14 protein-coding genes are annotated in these 14574 nt (G+C 59.7%); 6 read left to right on the plus strand and 8 right to left on the minus strand.

Annotated features, from left to right (window positions below):
• Positions 1 to 23: 23 nt before the first annotated feature.
• Positions 24 to 1229, minus strand: a complete 1206-nt coding sequence (locus ACYF6X_RS12365) for a serine hydrolase (RefSeq protein WP_107227680.1) — start codon at positions 1227 to 1229, stop codon at positions 24 to 26.
• A gap of 466 nt (positions 1230 to 1695) precedes the next feature.
• Between ACYF6X_RS12365 and ACYF6X_RS12370 the strand changes: the two genes are divergently transcribed.
• Positions 1696 to 3063 carry a pyridoxal-phosphate dependent enzyme gene (locus tag ACYF6X_RS12370; RefSeq protein WP_130017500.1) on the plus strand — a complete coding sequence of 456 codons (1368 nt, stop codon included), beginning with the start codon at positions 1696 to 1698 and terminating at the stop codon, positions 3061 to 3063.
• Between the two features lie 12 nt (positions 3064 to 3075).
• On the plus strand, positions 3076 to 4221 hold the full coding sequence (locus ACYF6X_RS12375) for a trans-sulfuration enzyme family protein (RefSeq protein WP_063989359.1): 1146 nt from the start codon (positions 3076 to 3078) through the stop codon (positions 4219 to 4221).
• Positions 4222 to 4280: 59 nt separating this feature from the next.
• On the opposite strand, the gene ACYF6X_RS12380 is transcribed toward ACYF6X_RS12375, so the two are convergent.
• Both ACYF6X_RS12380 and ACYF6X_RS12385 read right to left on the minus strand, forming a co-directional pair.
• Positions 4281 to 5303: an isopenicillin N synthase family dioxygenase gene (locus ACYF6X_RS12380; protein ID WP_130017514.1), complete on the minus strand. Its 1023-nt coding sequence runs from the start codon at positions 5301 to 5303 to the stop codon at positions 4281 to 4283.
• Positions 5248 to 5484: a hypothetical protein gene (locus ACYF6X_RS12385; RefSeq protein WP_107227677.1), complete on the minus strand. Its 237-nt coding sequence runs from the start codon at positions 5482 to 5484 to the stop codon at positions 5248 to 5250. The genes ACYF6X_RS12380 and ACYF6X_RS12385 overlap by 56 nt, the downstream gene beginning before the upstream one ends.
• Positions 5485 to 5591: 107 nt before the next feature.
• Between ACYF6X_RS12385 and ACYF6X_RS12390 the strand changes: the two genes are divergently transcribed.
• Both ACYF6X_RS12390 and ACYF6X_RS12395 read left to right on the plus strand, forming a co-directional pair.
• Positions 5592 to 6248, plus strand: coding sequence for an HAD family hydrolase (locus ACYF6X_RS12390; RefSeq protein WP_130017499.1), 657 nt, complete (start codon positions 5592 to 5594; stop codon positions 6246 to 6248).
• A gap of 89 nt (positions 6249 to 6337) precedes the next feature.
• Positions 6338 to 6958, plus strand: coding sequence for a glutathione S-transferase family protein (locus tag ACYF6X_RS12395; RefSeq protein WP_060426578.1), 621 nt, complete (start codon positions 6338 to 6340; stop codon positions 6956 to 6958).
• Between the two features lie 13 nt (positions 6959 to 6971).
• On the opposite strand, the gene ACYF6X_RS12400 is transcribed toward ACYF6X_RS12395, so the two are convergent.
• The gene (locus ACYF6X_RS12400) at positions 6972 to 8072 is read right to left on the minus strand and encodes a PQQ-dependent sugar dehydrogenase (RefSeq protein ID WP_130017498.1); all 1101 of its coding nucleotides are present in this window, start codon (positions 8070 to 8072) and stop codon (positions 6972 to 6974) included.
• Between the two features lie 131 nt (positions 8073 to 8203).
• On the opposite strand from ACYF6X_RS12400, the gene ACYF6X_RS12405 reads away from it, so the two are divergent.
• Both ACYF6X_RS12405 and ACYF6X_RS12410 read left to right on the plus strand, forming a co-directional pair.
• The gene (locus tag ACYF6X_RS12405; RefSeq protein ID WP_130017497.1) at positions 8204 to 8623 is read left to right on the plus strand and encodes a GNAT family N-acetyltransferase; all 420 of its coding nucleotides are present in this window, start codon (positions 8204 to 8206) and stop codon (positions 8621 to 8623) included.
• 11 nt (positions 8624 to 8634) lie between these two features.
• On the plus strand, positions 8635 to 9618 hold the full coding sequence (locus ACYF6X_RS12410) for a magnesium and cobalt transport protein CorA (RefSeq protein ID WP_025302200.1): 984 nt from the start codon (positions 8635 to 8637) through the stop codon (positions 9616 to 9618).
• Positions 9619 to 9678: 60 nt separating this feature from the next.
• On the opposite strand, the gene ACYF6X_RS12415 is transcribed toward ACYF6X_RS12410, so the two are convergent.
• The 4 genes from ACYF6X_RS12415 to ACYF6X_RS12430 form a co-directional block, all read right to left on the minus strand.
• Entirely contained in the window at positions 9679 to 10425 is a 747-nt protein-coding gene (locus ACYF6X_RS12415; protein ID WP_242512530.1) for a fimbria/pilus chaperone family protein, read from the minus strand.
• 11 nt (positions 10426 to 10436) lie between these two features.
• A complete protein-coding gene (locus ACYF6X_RS12420; RefSeq protein WP_130017496.1) occupies positions 10437 to 12788 on the minus strand; it encodes a fimbria/pilus outer membrane usher protein in 2352 nt (783 codons plus the stop codon).
• Between the two features lie 123 nt (positions 12789 to 12911).
• Positions 12912 to 13580, minus strand: a complete 669-nt coding sequence (locus ACYF6X_RS12425) for a DUF1120 domain-containing protein (RefSeq protein WP_130017495.1) — start codon at positions 13578 to 13580, stop codon at positions 12912 to 12914.
• Positions 13581 to 13775: 195 nt separating this feature from the next.
• A complete protein-coding gene (locus ACYF6X_RS12430; RefSeq protein ID WP_130017494.1) occupies positions 13776 to 14399 on the minus strand; it encodes a DUF1120 domain-containing protein in 624 nt (207 codons plus the stop codon).
• Positions 14400 to 14574 lie beyond the last annotated feature (175 nt).

The raw sequence follows: 14574 nt of genomic DNA on the forward strand, positions 1-14574 counted from the left end.
GCGCGCTCCTCACATCAGGGCATTCAGCCGAAGATCCCGCCGAACCACTGGCTCAGCTTCATCATCACCATATCCCAGATGCGGCTGAAGAAGTTGCCCTCTTTTACCTCTTGCATCACCACCAGCGGGTGCTGCTCGATGGTCTTGCCGTCCAGTTGGAAATCGATGGTGCCGACCACCTGATTTTTCGCCAGCGGCGCTTCCAGCGTCGGCTGGGTCAGCTTGTAGCTGGCCTTCAGGTTTTTCATCTGCCCTTTCGGAATGGTGACCGAGGCGTCTTTCGCCACGCCAAGCGGCACTTCGCTGACGTCGCCGAACCACACTTTCTGGGTGACGAACGGTTTATCGGCCTTGATCGGCGTCGCGGTTTCATAAAAGCGGAAGCCCCAGGTCAGCAACTTTTCGCTTTCGCTGAAGCGCACGCGATCGCTCGGCGCGCCCAGCACCACCGAGATCAGGCGCATCGGGCCGTCGGTGGCGGACGCCACCAGGTTATGACCGGCGCCGCTGGTGTAACCGGTCTTGATACCGTCGACGTTCAGGTTGCTGCTCCACAGCAGGCGATTACGGTTAATCTGGCGGATCTTGTTAAAGGTGAACTCTTTTTCTTTATGCAGCGCGTATTCGTCCGGCACGTCGCGGATCAGCGCCTGGCTCAGCAGCGCCATGTCGCGCGCGGTGCTGTACTGCCCTTCCGCATCCAGGCCGTGCACCGTCAGGAAGTGGGTATTCTGCAGCCCCAGGGATTTGGCGTAGTTGTTCATCAGGCCGACGAACGAATCCTGGCTGCCCGCCACGTAGTCCGCCAACGCGATGCTGGCGTCGTTACCCGACTGGATCACGATGCCCTTATTCAGTTCCATCACCGGCACCTGATCGCCCGGCTTGATAAACATCAACGAAGAGCCGCGCAGCGCCGGGTTACCGGGCGCCCAGGCGTCTTTGCCGACGGTGACCATGTCTTCCGGCTTGATCTTGCCGGCCTTGATCGCCTGGCCGATCACGTAGCTGGACATGATCTTGGTCAGGCTGGCGGGATCGAGGCGAGTATCGGCATTACCTTCGGTCAGCACCTTGCCGCTGTTGTAATCCATCAGAATGAAGGCCTTGGCGTCTACCTGCGGCGGCGCCGGCGGTTCAGCCGCGTACACGGCCGGTGTGGCCAGCAACAGGATGCCTACGCTGAAGGTCAGTTTTTTCAGGGAAGTGGATAAGTTTTTTTTCATCATGACGTCGCCAGAGTGTCCATTCAAACCATTGAAATAGCGTTAACTTTTAAACATGTTCACGTTTTAAGCCAACCAGCGAGAGTGGCCCGGTGCGCGCGTGCCAGCCGCAACCCCCTGCGGCGCCCGTAACGAGTAACGAAGCGCACCGAAAATGCCCTTGCTGTGAGTTTATGTGATTTATCTTATTTTTGCAGGGTTTAGCGTGAATTTTCAGCATTTTTACATAACTGTACGCAGGCCCCCGCTTATCGTTCAAAAAAGCATCGCGGTGCGCACTTTTACACCCACCCACGGCTACACGGCCAAGCATCTGCACCGCTAAACATCTGCGCTTCCATACGTCCAAAAAAGATTAATATATTCCATAATGGCATATAGAACCGTTATTTGTTCTTTTTAAAGCGCTTATCCTCAGCGCTATCATCCATATAACGACCTTTATACCGAATAATCCTGGAGATGAGTCATGGCGATCCCCCATTCCGTCATCGAGATGATTGGCAATACCCCGATGCTGGAACTGACCCAGTTCGATACCGGCCCGTGCCGGCTGTTCGTCAAGCTGGAAAATCAAAACCCCGGCGGTTCGATCAAAGACCGCGTGGCGCTGTCGATGATCGAACAGGCCGAGCGCGACGGCAAACTGCAGCCGGGCGGCACCATCATCGAAGCCACCGCCGGCAATACCGGCCTGGGGCTGGCGCTGGTGGCGGCGCTGAAAGGCTATAAGCTGCTGCTGGTGGTGCCGGACAAGATGAGCCGCGAGAAGATCTTCCACCTGCGCGCGCTGGGCGTGGAAGTGCAGCTGACCCGCTCGGACGTCGGCAAGGGGCATCCGGCTTACTATCAGGATTACGCCAAACGCCTGGCCGGGGAGATCCCCGGCGCTTTTTATATCGATCAGTTCAACAACCCGGCCAACCCGGCGGCCCATACCACCACCACCGCCCCCGAACTGTGGCGGCAAATGGAGCATGACGTGGACGCTATCGTGGTTGGCGTCGGCTCCGGCGGCACGCTGGGCGGGCTGAGCCGCTATTTCGCCGACGTTTCGCCGCAGACGGAATTCGTGCTGGCCGACCCTGCGGGTTCAATACTGGCGGACTATCTCGACAACGGCCGCATCGGCGAAGCGGGCAGTTGGCTGGTGGAAGGCATCGGCGAAGACTTCGTCCCGCCGCTCAGCGACTTTGACCAGGTTCGCCACGCTTACCGCATCGGCGACGCAGAAGCCTTCACCACCGCGCGCGATTTGCTGCGCAAGGAAGGCGTGCTGGCGGGATCGTCCACCGGCACCCTGCTGGCCGCCGCATTGCGTTACTGCCGCGCACAGACCGAACCCAAACGAGTGGTGACCTTCGTCTGCGACAGCGGCAACAAATACCTGTCTAAAATGTATAACGACCACTGGATGCTGGAACAGGGCCTGCTGAGCAAGCCGCAGCACGGCGATCTGCGCGATCTGATCGCCTACCGCCACGACGAAGGCGCCGCCGTCTCCGCCGCGCCGGACGACACGTTGGCGATCGTGCACGCCCGCATGCGGCTGTACGACATCTCGCAGTTGCCGGTGCTGGAAGGCGATCGGGTGGTCGGCCTGATCGATGAGTGGGATCTGCTGAACGCCGTCCAGGCCGACGCCGCCCACTTCAGCCTGCCGGCCGGCAGCGCAATGACCAAGCGGGTCCATACGCTGCAAAAAGAAGCCGGCTACGACGAATTGCAGGCCACCTTCAACCATGGCCACGTCGCGGTGGTGCTCGACGGCGAGCGCTTCCTCGGCCTGATTACCCGCACAGACGTGCTTAACGCCTGGCGCCAAAAATTACGTTAATAAGGACCCATTATGGCCAAGTTTGATACGTTGACCGTTCACGCCGGTTACACCCCGGACGCCACCGGCGCCGTGATGCCGGCGATTTACGCCACCTCCACCTACGCCCAACCGGCGCCGGGCGAGCATACCGGCTACGAGTACTCCCGCAGCGCCAACCCGACGCGTACCGCGCTGGAAAGTGCCATCGCCGAACTGGAAGGCGGCAGCCGCGGCTACGCCTTCGCCTCCGGCCTGGCGGCCTGCTCCACGGTGCTGGAGCTGCTCGATAAAGACAGCCACCTGATCGCGGTGGACGACCTGTACGGCGGCACCTATCGCCTGCTGGAAAAGGTGCGCAGCCGCACCGCCGGCCTGCGCGTCACCTACGTGTCACCGGCGGATCTCGCCGGACTGGAACAGGCGATCGAGCCGGACACCAAAATGATCTGGGTGGAAACCCCGACCAACCCCTTGTTGAAGCTGGCGGATCTGAGCGCCATCGCCGCGATCGCCAAAAAGCATGGGCTTATCAGCGTGGCGGACAACACCTTCGCTTCGCCGTATCTGCAGCGTCCGCTGGATCTGGGCTTTGACGTGGTGGTGCACTCCGCCACCAAATACCTCAATGGCCACTCCGACGTGGTGGCCGGCGTCGCGGCGGTGGGGGATAACCCGGCGCTGGCGGAACAGCTCGGTTTCCTGCAAAACGCGGTCGGCGGCATTCTCGATCCGTTCAGCAGCTTCCTGACGCTGCGCGGCATCCGCACCCTGGCCCTGCGCATGCAGCGCCACAGCGACAGCGCACTGCGCATCGCCCAGTGGCTGGAGAGCCAGCCGCAGGTGGAAAACGTCTATTATCCCGGCCTGCCGAGCCACCCGCAGCACGCGCTGGCGGCGCGCCAGATGACGCGCTTCGGCGGCATGATCTCGGTGCGGCTGAAAGGCGACGACGCCTATGCGCGCCGGGTCATCCAGCGCTCGCGCCTGTTCACCCTGGCGGAAAGCCTGGGCGGCGTGGAAAGCCTGATCAGCCAGCCGTTCAGCATGACGCACGCCTCTATTCCGCTGGAACAGCGCCTGGCAACCGGCATCACGCCGCAGCTGGTTCGCCTGTCGGTGGGGATTGAGGATGTGGAAGATCTGATCGCCGATCTGCAGCAGGCGCTGGCGGAATAATCGCCCGAATCAATCGCCATCAGCCCGGCCGGCGCGCCGGGCTTTTTTGTGCCTAATGTTCAGACGCCGATGACGTCCCGATAAAAGCGCTGAGCCACATCGGGGTGAGAACGGATGCGGCCTTTCAGGTAGTTATACCCCACGTCGCGCAGCAGCGGGTTGAGCGGATCGCTGGCCGGGCCGCGCGCCTGCGCCGCCAGCGGCGGCGGCAGTTGATACAACGGCACCACCGCGTCCAAGCGCGCGCCGAGGAAGAAGGCGATCGACAGCCTGTCACGCCCCGCCGGCGGCGTCTCCACCCGGTGCACCGTGGCGCGCAGATAGCCGTTGGTCGCCAGCTCCAGCAGCTCGCCGATATTCACCACGAAGGTGTCTTCACGCGGCTGGGCGTCGAGCCAGCGCCCTTCACTCACCTCCACCTGCAGCCCTTTTTGCTCGTCCTGCAGCAGGAAGCTGAGAAAACCGGAGTCCTTGTGCGCGCCGACGCCCTGTGCGCTGCCGGTGGCGTCCCGCCCCGGGTAGCGAATCAGTTTGATGTGCTCGTTGGGCTTATCGCCGTACAAGCGATCGAAAGCCTGCTCCGGCAGCGACAGCGCCAAAGCGAAAGCGCGCAGCAGCCGCAGCGACATGGCGGTCATCGCCTGCTGCCACTGCAGCAGCAGCGGTTTCAGCGTCGGCAGTGCCGCCGGCCACTGGTTTGGCCCCTGCAGGCGCGCCCAGCGCGGGGTGTCATCAGACAGCGTCAGCGCCGGGCGTTCGGCGCCGATATCGAACTGCTCGCGCCAGTCCGGCTGGCCGCGCGTGAGTTCCGCAGCCGCCCGGTTGTAACCGCGAAAGTGCGGCGATTGCACCATCTGCACCGCCAGCTTGTCGGCTTCCGGCAGGGCGAAAAATTGCCGCGCGGCCTGCTGCAGCTGCGCATTCAGCGCGCCGTCCACGCCGTGCCCGCGCAGATAGAAAAAGCCGACGTCGCGGGCCGCCGCGCGCAAATCGTCAAGAAAGGCGCGCCGCCGGCGCGCATCGCCGTCAAGCTGCGAAAGATCCAGCAGCGGCAGCGTCTTCAGCGTCGTCAGGTGCGTCATCATGCGGTTCCTCTTCTTCCCCAATCACGATCGGGCCGCCATACAGGCGAATAATCAACATTGTCTCTCTCCAGCGGGTCGCTGCGTTTGCCTCATAGTTATCACCGCGCTCGCCGGAGCGGCCAATATTGTTGCGTTCTAAGTTATGCAAACGTTCAACAAACTGTCGCAAAACCGTCATCAATGTTTCTTATGCTCTGCGCAATTTCGCCGACGCCGCTGGCTGGCGATGGGCGCTATCCGCTATCCTGTAAACGACCTCATACCCTGCCTGCCGGAGAAATACTGATGGATTTAGCCTTATTCGACCTGGATGAAACCCTGATTGACGATGACAGCGCCAGCCTGTGGATCCGCTGGTTGGTCAGCCAGGGCTTCGCGCCGGCTGAGCTGGAGTTGCAGGAGCAGCAGCTGATGCAGCTCTATTATCAGGGCAAGCTGTCGATGGAGGACTACATGCAGGCCACGCTGGCGCCGCTGGCCGGCCTGAGTGTGCAAACCGTGGCCGGCTGGGTGCAACGCTACATTCGCCGCGATATCCTGCCGCGCGTCTATCCCGCCGCCCGTGAACGCCTGCAGTGGCACCGCGAACGCGGCGACTGCATCCTGGTGATCTCCGCCACCGGCGAACACCTGGTGGCGCCGATCGCCGAACAGCTCGGCGCCGACGATGCGCTGGCGATCGGCGTGGAAATCAGCGACGGCCGCTTCACCGGCAACACCTACGGCACCATGACCTACCAACAGGGCAAGGTGATCCGCCTGCAGCACTGGCTGGCGCAGCATCCGCACCTGAAGTTCGAGCACAGCCACGGCTACAGCGACTCCCTCAACGATAAGGCGATGCTGCAATTCGTCGACAGCGCCACGGTGATCAACCCCGATAGCGAACTGAGCGCGCTGGCGGCGGAGCACGGCTGGGAAGTGTGCCGCTGGGAGCGTTGATCGGCAGGCAAAAAGTGCCCTGCGGTGTGACAAAAAGCGCGTTGTGGCGTAGGTATAGAGGGTCTTTAATTCACTAACGGAGTTGCGCAATGCTGACCATTTGGGGCCGTGAGAATTCGAATAACGTCAGGAAGGTGCTGTGGTGCGCCGCCGAACTGGGGCTGAGCTACACCCACATCAACGCCGGCGGCGCGTTCGGCAAGGTGAACGAAGAGAGCTACCGCGCGCTGAACCCGAACGGCCTGGTGCCACTGCTGCAGGACGATGACTTCGTGCTGTGGGAGTCCAACACCATCGTGCGCTACCTGGCGGCGAAATTCGGCGACGCGACGTTCTATCCGCAAGATCTGCAGGCGCGCGCCGCCGCCGAGAAGTGGATGGACTGGACCACCTCGACCATCGTCCCGGCCTTCACCATCGTCTTTTGGGGCCTGATCCGCACCGCGCCAGAGCTGCGCGACATGGCGAAAATCGAAGCGGCGATCGCCACACTGGAAAAACACTTCGACGTCATTGAACAGGCACTGGCGCATCAGCCTTACCTCTCCGGCGACGCGTTCGGCTTCGGCGATATTCCGCTCGGCAGCTTCGCCTACGCCTGGTTCGAGATGCCGATCGCCCGCCGCCCGCGGCCGAACATGGAGCGCTGGTATCAGCAGCTGCGCGCTCGCCCGGCCTATCAGCGCGGCGTGATGAGCGAACTCACCTGATCGATACGGGGCGTTACGACGCCCCGACTTTCAGCAGCTTGCCGTCCCGCTCGTCCGTCAGCAGATACAGGTAGCCATCCGGCCCGCTGCGCACCTCGCGAATGCGCTCGCCGCGATCGCCCAGCAGCCGCTCTTCCGCCACCACTTTGTCACCCTCCAACGTCAGGCGAATCAGCTCCTTTTGCGCCAGCGCGCCGATGAACAGCGAGTGCCGCCAGGCGGGGAAGCGCTGCCCGTCATAGAACGCCATGCCGCTGAGGCCGGGCGAAACCCGCCAATAGTGCAGCGGCTGTTCGGTGCCGGGTACCCGTTCCCCCTTGGCCTCCGGGATCGGCTGGCCGGAATAGTTGATGCCGTAGGTGGCCAGCGGCCAGCCGTAGTTTTTACCCGGCAGCGGGATGTTGAGCTCATCGCCGCCTCGCGGGCCGTGCTCGTGTTCCCAGATCGCGCCGCTCCACGGGTTCAGCGCCAGCCCTTGCGGATTGCGATGGCCATAAGACCAAACCTCCGGCCGTTTGCCGGCCTGACCGACCCAGGGATTGTCCGGCGGCACCGCGCCTTCGGCGGTCAGCCGCACCAGCTTGCCCTGCAGCTTGTCGGTCTCCTGCGCCGTCGGACGCTGGTTGTTTTCGCCCAGCGCGATAAACAGGTAGCCCTGCCTGTCGAACGCCAGCTTGCCGCCGAAATGATTGCCGACCGACAGCTTGGGCAGTTGACGGAAGATCACCTTGAAGTTTTCCAGCCGCGCGCCGTCGTCGCTCAAACGGCCGTAGCCGACCGCCGTGCCGGCTTTGCCGCCGTCACCCGGTTCGGCGAAGCTGAGGTACACCCGACGGCTGGCGGTGAAGTCAGGGGCCGGCAACACCTCCAGCAGGCCGCCCTGCCCCTCGGCGTAAACCTGCGGCACGCCGACGATCGGCGGCGACAGGCCTTTGCCCTGCTGCCATAGCCGCAGCCGGCCGGGCCGTTCGGTGATAAGCAGGCCTTGTTCCGCCGGCAAGAAGGCCAGCGACCACGGGTGTTCCAGGCCGTCCTGCAGTTGGCTGACCGTCGGCGCGGCGTGCAGCAGGCCGCTGCACAGCAGCAAAGCGGCCAGTAAAGTCAATCGGGGCATGGCATCCTCCTGAGGGTGAAATGACCCGTTTAGTGTAGCCCACTCAGCTGGCGCGGTCGTTTGCATTACATTTCAACAGGTTGCCTTTTGGCCGCAGTGTGCTTAAGTTAACCCATCACCCAGGAGGAATCATGGACATTACCGTTACCGACGCGATTGACGAACACACCCTTGATGCGATCAGGCAAGGTCTGCGCGCTTTCAACCTGCCGCATATCGACGCCCGTCACCGCAAGCCGCTCAGCGTCTATGCGCGCAACGAGGCCGGCACGGTGATCGGCGGGCTGACCGCCGAAACCTGGGGCAACTGGCTGAGCGTCGAGTGGCTGTGGGTGGCGGACTCCCAACGCGGCAGCGGCCTCGGCGGCCGGCTGATGCGCGCCGCCGAACGCGAGGCGCAGGCGCGCGGCTGTCGCTACGCTCGCCTGGATACCTTCAGCTTCCAGGCGCGGCCGTTCTACGAAAAGCTCGGCTATCAGCTGCAAATGACGCTGAAAGAGTATCCGGTGGAACATGAGTGTTATTTTCTCACCAAAACCCTGACTGATTAATGGATGGACGGATGGACAGCAAAAGCATGGTGGTGAACTGTGTGGCATACAAAGCCGGCCAACGGCTGGGCGAAGTGACCATCGACGATATCAGCGAGGTGGTCAAACAGCCGGACACCTTCGTCTGGCTGGGGCTCAGGCAGCCGGAACCGGCGTTTATGCGCAAGGTGCAGGAGGAGTTCGGCCTGCACGATCTGGCGATCGAAGACGCGCTGTGCGCGCATCAGCGGCCGAAGCTGGAAACCTACGGAGACTCGCTGTTCATCGTGGTCAAAACCGCGCAGTGGGGCGAGCACGACGAAATCGAATACGGTGAAACCCACTTCTTCGTCGGCAAAAACTTTCTGGTGACGGTGCGCCACGGCGCCTCGCCCAGCTACGCGCCGATCCGCGCCAAGGCGGAAGAGAACCACAAGCAGATGTGTCGCGGGCCGGGCTTCGCCCTCTATTCGGTGCTGGACTTCGTGGTGGACAACTACCGCAGCGTGGTGACGCGCTTCGAGAGCACCATCGAGAATATCGAAGCCAACATGTTCCAGTCGGAGTTCGATCAGGCGGCGATCGAGAACGTCTATACCCTGCGCCGCCATCTGCTGGCACTGCGCAACGCCGCGCTACCGATGGATGAAATCTGCAACCAACTGATCCGCCTGCACGAAGAGGTGATCCCGAAAGAGCTGCGCGCCTACGTGCGCGACGTGCAGGATCACGCGCATCAGGTGGTCAGCAACATTGACGACATGCGTGAAATGCTGACCAACGCCATGCACGTCAACCTGGCGCTGGTGACGGTCAAACAAAACGAAGTGGTGAAACGGCTGGCGGGCTGGGGGGCGATTTTGGCCATCCCGACGGTGGTCTTCAGCCTGTACGGCATGAACTTCGCCGACATGCCGGAGCTGAAATTCCCGTGGGCCTACCACGCCACGCTGGGAGTGACCGCCGTCGGCTGCATTTTCCTGTATCAGAAGCTGAAGAAATCGGGCTGGCTGTAAGCGAAAAGCGGCGCCTGCCAGCGCCGCTACCGAGGAGAACGGTTCCTCAGCTTGGCAAGGTTATTCCACACTGACCGGCAGTGTGACTTCGGGCAGCCTGGCGCCATAACGGCTCAGCGGCGTTAAGCCAATGGATACCGGTGAGCCATTGACGGGCACGCGCCGGGCTTCGCCCGCCATCAGATAAAGCGAGTCCAGTGGCAAAAAGCCCCCGTCAGGGTTCAATTTGAGCTGAGGGGCAAAGCGAATCACATGCTTGCCCGTATTGCTCAACACCAATGCCTGCCGATCGCGCGTGATTTTCAAATCCGACCAGGGCGTCGCGGTCATCGCGACAGCGGCGGGCTGAATGATTAAACTGACGCTCTGACGTATCGGCATCTGGGCGCTATTTTCCACCACCTGCATGATGCCTTCGAACGACGCTTTCAACATCACCTCATGGGTGAGCGTGCTCCCCTTTTTCAGCAAAAAGTTCACTTGTTGACTCTGGCCCGGCTCAATGCGGGTGATCGGGGGGGAGAGCAGCACATTTTTACTAAAACCCGCGTTATCCAAATCTTCTACCTGGCTCGCCAACAATATCGGTGCCTGGGAGGTATTTTGGATCGTAAAACTGACCCTCCCCTCCTTTTCTTCCAAAACGATGCCGGTACTTTCCAGTTGAAATGCCCCCCAGGCCGGCGTCATCACCAACAGCAACCCACCGATCCAGCCTATTCCCCTCATTCGCCTCACGAGCGATGCCATCGTCGGCAAAGCTATTAATTTCATCATTATTTCCTTTAACATCCATTTGATCTCCATAATAAATTCCCTCAACGACAAACGGCATCCTCCGCTTCATACAACGCCTCCGGATCGAATACCTCCGGTACCCGGTAGGACAATGTGCATTCGGGCTGATTGGGCACGCGCAGACGCAGTTTTTTGCCGATATCGGCATTGACCAGCATCACGTTGCCGTCTCCAATTAACGTCCCCATAAATCCTCCCGCCTCATCGTATACCGCCGCCCCCTGAGGCAGGGAACCACCAGAGGCCGTACGCACGGTCAACAGCAACTGCCGCACCTCAGTCACTTTGAACTGCCGTTTCACGACGGAGCCTCGCGCCACCCTGAAGGCCGTGTGCGTGCTGTCCAATCTCACATTCAGCGGCAGTTTTTGCGTATTCACGTTAGCCTGTATATCCATGTAAGGCTCAATGACCGGCAACAGGGCATCCCCGGAGAAATCCGTTATTCCCCCGGAACCGCCAGAAACGGTCACGGGCACCCCCGACTGCCGCGGTAAGCTCACTACCGCCAGAGAATCCCCAATCCATTGCGGTGATGTCGCCAGAACGCCGTTGGCGTATGCCACCGCCCCCGAAGACGAGAGATTAAAGGCACTGTTCCCCTGATTGGTACGCGAGGCTCCAGCAGCCAACCTGGCATAAGCCGTTTTAAGATTTAACGACCCTCCCACACTGCGTTCTTGATCCGCAGCGCTCGTATCCAGCGTATAGTCGAAATTTTCGCTGCCCCCGTTTTGGTACTGAATCCCGAACGCACTGCGATTACTTTTAGAACGCTGAAAACGGTTGCTGAGGCTCCCGCTTCCCAACGGTAAAGAGAGGCTGACATACAGCGCGGCCGGTTCGTTGACGGACGACTGCAGATTGGCGCTTAGCGTCGCCCGCTCAAAGGAACGGGTTACGCCCACAATATGCATGAGGCTGCTCTGGCCGCGATAATAGCGGTTCTGCGACAGGCTATAGCTGAACGCCCCCAACTCCGGAACAAATATCGATATCGCCAATCCGCTGGCGCTGCGAAGCCGGGAGGAACTGTCCCTACCGCCCAAGGAAGCCGAACTCAAGGCCTCATCGGGATCCTGATATTTTTCAGTTCGATAAAGAGAGAAGAACGACAGGGAAAGCCGCTCACCGAGCTGGATTTGCCCTTGCCCCTCCAGCTGTCCGCCCCGCCGTTGACGCCCATTCGAAGACAACGCGGACGCCGACAGGCTTCCTTTTTCGCCCTCAAAGATATCTCCACGTAATGCCAAATTCTGGTAATTCGACGCCAGCAGCCCGCCAAACGTGGCCTGCCGGCGCTGGCCGACGGTCCATGTTTTTTCCCCCAACAATAACAATGGAATGCCTGACGGCGGCGGTTCAGCCTGATACCGGCGATAGCGCCCAATCCCAAGTTGATAACTGCCGTGCTCTCCCCCGGCCCCCGTTGCCGGTATATTCACCGGGAAACTTTGTTTTTGCCCATTCTCTTCGGTGATCTCAACCGTCGCCTCGGCGCCTGGCATCACCGTCCCGCCGCTATTGAGGCTGAATGGCCCCGGCGGAACCAAGGTGCGGTATACCGTTCTTCCACGCTGGCGTATTTCGACCGTGGCGTTACTCTGCGCCACGCCCTGGATAGGTAACAGCCAATGGCCTGAGGTCGCCTGTCCTTCATCGGTGAATAATTGGCCGCCAAGTAACGGCAGCCCGCTATACAAGGAGCCACGGGTACCAAACTCCCCCAATTGCAGTACTGATGACCAGGATTCAATGCTGCGCCATGCCGCTGTTTCCTGGTATTCAACGCGGTTGCTATAACCATCACGAGAGAACTGGCTGCGGTTACGGATCACCCAATTGCCCACATTGATGCCGGGTTCAAAAGTGCCCATCAAGGACGTCTGTTGGCTGTAGCCACTGCGAAATTGCTGACCAAACAGGTCGTAGTTCAATAAGGCCGCGTAGCCGCCCCGCTGTTCATTACTCGCCAGATCGGGATCAAAAGCGCGTTCAGGCACCGTCAATAAAACGCGAAATCTGCCGGGCTCGACGTTCACCGTCGCCTCCGGCCACAGGCTTTCTAACGCCACACAGGATGCAGGGAGCTCTCGACGATAAAGCTTCATCATCGTTAACAGTGACTCATCCATACAAGGTTGCCCTTCCTGGCCAAACTGCATGTCAGCCTCGTAAGTTTGTGCTGCATTCACCTCGATCGTCACGGCGTGCACCCCGGGCAAAAAACGTGCGCGATCAAAAAAACCGGCGATATCGGACGAATACCCCCTACCCATGAGGGTTTTTACATCAAACGCCGTGTGCGTTTCCGCTGAAATGCCTTTAAATACGGCGCAAGAGAGCAAAACGGCCAGCCAACGTAACCGCAAACGGGGTGTCCTCGAGAAAACGAATAAGGGGGAGCAGAACTCCCCCAATACAGCAGCGCTTACCGGCAAGCCAGCAAGACGAACGAGAAGCCCGTCGCGGGTTTTGCAGAGCGCAGATTGCGCTTAAATCCCGTAGCTGAACGCCAGGGTCGCGGAACCATCAAGCTTAGCCTGATCGGTGATGGGGCCATTCATCGCTTTTTCTGATGCCAGATAAGGTTTTACCAGAAGCGTGCCGCCAAATACCTTACCGCCGACCTGGTCGTTATCCCCTCTGCTCCAGCCCGTGCGAGCGCCCGGTTGCAGATAATTGGTTGGCATGCTCGTGAAGGTGGAGCCTTTCGTAGTAAAGGTGCCGGTAGAACTGCCATCCACTCGAGCCTGCAGCAGCTCCACCGTGTAGTAGCCCAATTTCCCGGTGCCATTTACCGCACCGAGGCCAAAGTTTTTGTCATTGGCGGTGCTGGCGGTGCCCGCCCGGTTATCTACCGTTTTGAAACTGAGGAAAGTCGCGCTGTCGCAGGTCACCGCAAAGACAAAGGGCACAGCAGCCAGTTCCGTGTCACTTGTTTGCTTGATACCGGTTACGGAGATCTTGCCAAGCTCAACGGTGCCACTATTACCGTTCACTAAATTACAGCTCGGTGTAGTAAACGCCCCCGTGACTTTTAACTCGATAGACGGTGCCGACCATGCGCTGCTGATCGATAAAAAAACGGCTGACAGCATGGCGCCGCCCAAAAAAGTATTTTTCATATTCATTATTTCCATATATTTGACAAAAAGAATCACGCCCCCACCATTTATTCATGGCGAGAATTAGATTCATCGAAAGACGGCAATATCATTGCCTTATTCATTGCAAAGGAAAATTCCCATTCCAGAGCAACAAAATTGCTTGCCAACAGCCAAAGATAGAAAGAGTGAGCCCGAGCTGAACGAGCAGTGCCAACAATTCATCCTATTATTACCGGATATCACGATGCCTTACAGGCCAAACTCAAAGCTCATCGTCATAGAGCCGTCCACCTTTTCACCTTCTAATACGCGGCTTTTAGCCGTTCCGGCAGCCGTCAAAAAAGGGTAAACGGTAATATCGGCACTAAACAGCCGGCCGCTGTGCAGCGCCACGTCGCCCTGCCCCCATCCTATAGGGCGCCCCGAACGCAGGCGGGCAGAATCGCCGCCGCCCGGTGCCAAGACCCGTGCAGGTTTTCCGTTAACCGTGGCGTTAGCGATCTCGACATAGTAATAGCCCAACGCCTCGCCGCCACTGCGCGCGCGAAGGCCGTAGCTCGCCGGTTCCGACGATGTCCCGACAACGGCGCGATTATCGGTGGACAGCAGTTTTAAATAGGTTTCCGCCTCACACTGAATGCGCCAGGTTTGGCTAAGCGGTGCCAACGCGATTTTCGCAGACTTCCCTGATGTGACCGGTAATGTGCCTAAATCATAAATGCCGTTATTCGGTGCAACGACCACACAACCAGGCGCGGCCAAGGTTCCAACCACCCGGATGTCTACTGCCGGGGCTCCTGCCCAACTGGCCTCTATAGGGAAACTTAGAATGGAAAACACGGCCATCCAATTTATATTCATATACTTTTTCACATATATTCCCTGAGAATAATCGAGAGCTAACCTGTCACGAATATAAATAACGTGTTTACGTGAGCCTACAATGGGGAGATTATTACAATAAAAAGCAAGAATACCAACCTCACGCTGAAACAAATCGGGAATTTTAAGAATTCACCACCTATTTTCCTCATCAAGGCAAATAAAT

This window comes from Serratia sp. ID 25-353 (genome assembly GCF_054792795.1).

Excerpts from the sequence above, each read along its gene's own strand:
- ACYF6X_RS12365 (WP_107227680.1), bottom strand. The coding sequence starts at position 1,229 with ATGATGAAAAAAAACTTATCCACTTCCCTGAAAAAACTGACCTTCAGC.
- ACYF6X_RS12375 (WP_063989359.1), top strand. The coding sequence starts at position 3,076 with ATGGCCAAGTTTGATACGTTGACCGTTCACGCCGGTTACACCCCGGAC.
- ACYF6X_RS12385 (WP_107227677.1), bottom strand. The coding sequence starts at position 5,484 with ATGACGGTTTTGCGACAGTTTGTTGAACGTTTGCATAACTTAGAACGC.
- ACYF6X_RS12395 (WP_060426578.1), top strand. The coding sequence starts at position 6,338 with ATGCTGACCATTTGGGGCCGTGAGAATTCGAATAACGTCAGGAAGGTG.
- ACYF6X_RS12380 (WP_130017514.1), bottom strand. The coding sequence starts at position 5,303 with ATGACGCACCTGACGACGCTGAAGACGCTGCCGCTGCTGGATCTTTCG.
- ACYF6X_RS12415 (WP_242512530.1), bottom strand. The coding sequence starts at position 10,425 with ATGGAGATCAAATGGATGTTAAAGGAAATAATGATGAAATTAATAGCT.
- ACYF6X_RS12405 (WP_130017497.1), top strand. The coding sequence starts at position 8,204 with ATGGACATTACCGTTACCGACGCGATTGACGAACACACCCTTGATGCG.
- ACYF6X_RS12410 (WP_025302200.1), top strand. The coding sequence starts at position 8,635 with ATGGACAGCAAAAGCATGGTGGTGAACTGTGTGGCATACAAAGCCGGC.
- ACYF6X_RS12370 (WP_130017500.1), top strand. The coding sequence starts at position 1,696 with ATGGCGATCCCCCATTCCGTCATCGAGATGATTGGCAATACCCCGATG.
- ACYF6X_RS12400 (WP_130017498.1), bottom strand. The coding sequence starts at position 8,072 with ATGCCCCGATTGACTTTACTGGCCGCTTTGCTGCTGTGCAGCGGCCTG.
- ACYF6X_RS12390 (WP_130017499.1), top strand. The coding sequence starts at position 5,592 with ATGGATTTAGCCTTATTCGACCTGGATGAAACCCTGATTGACGATGAC.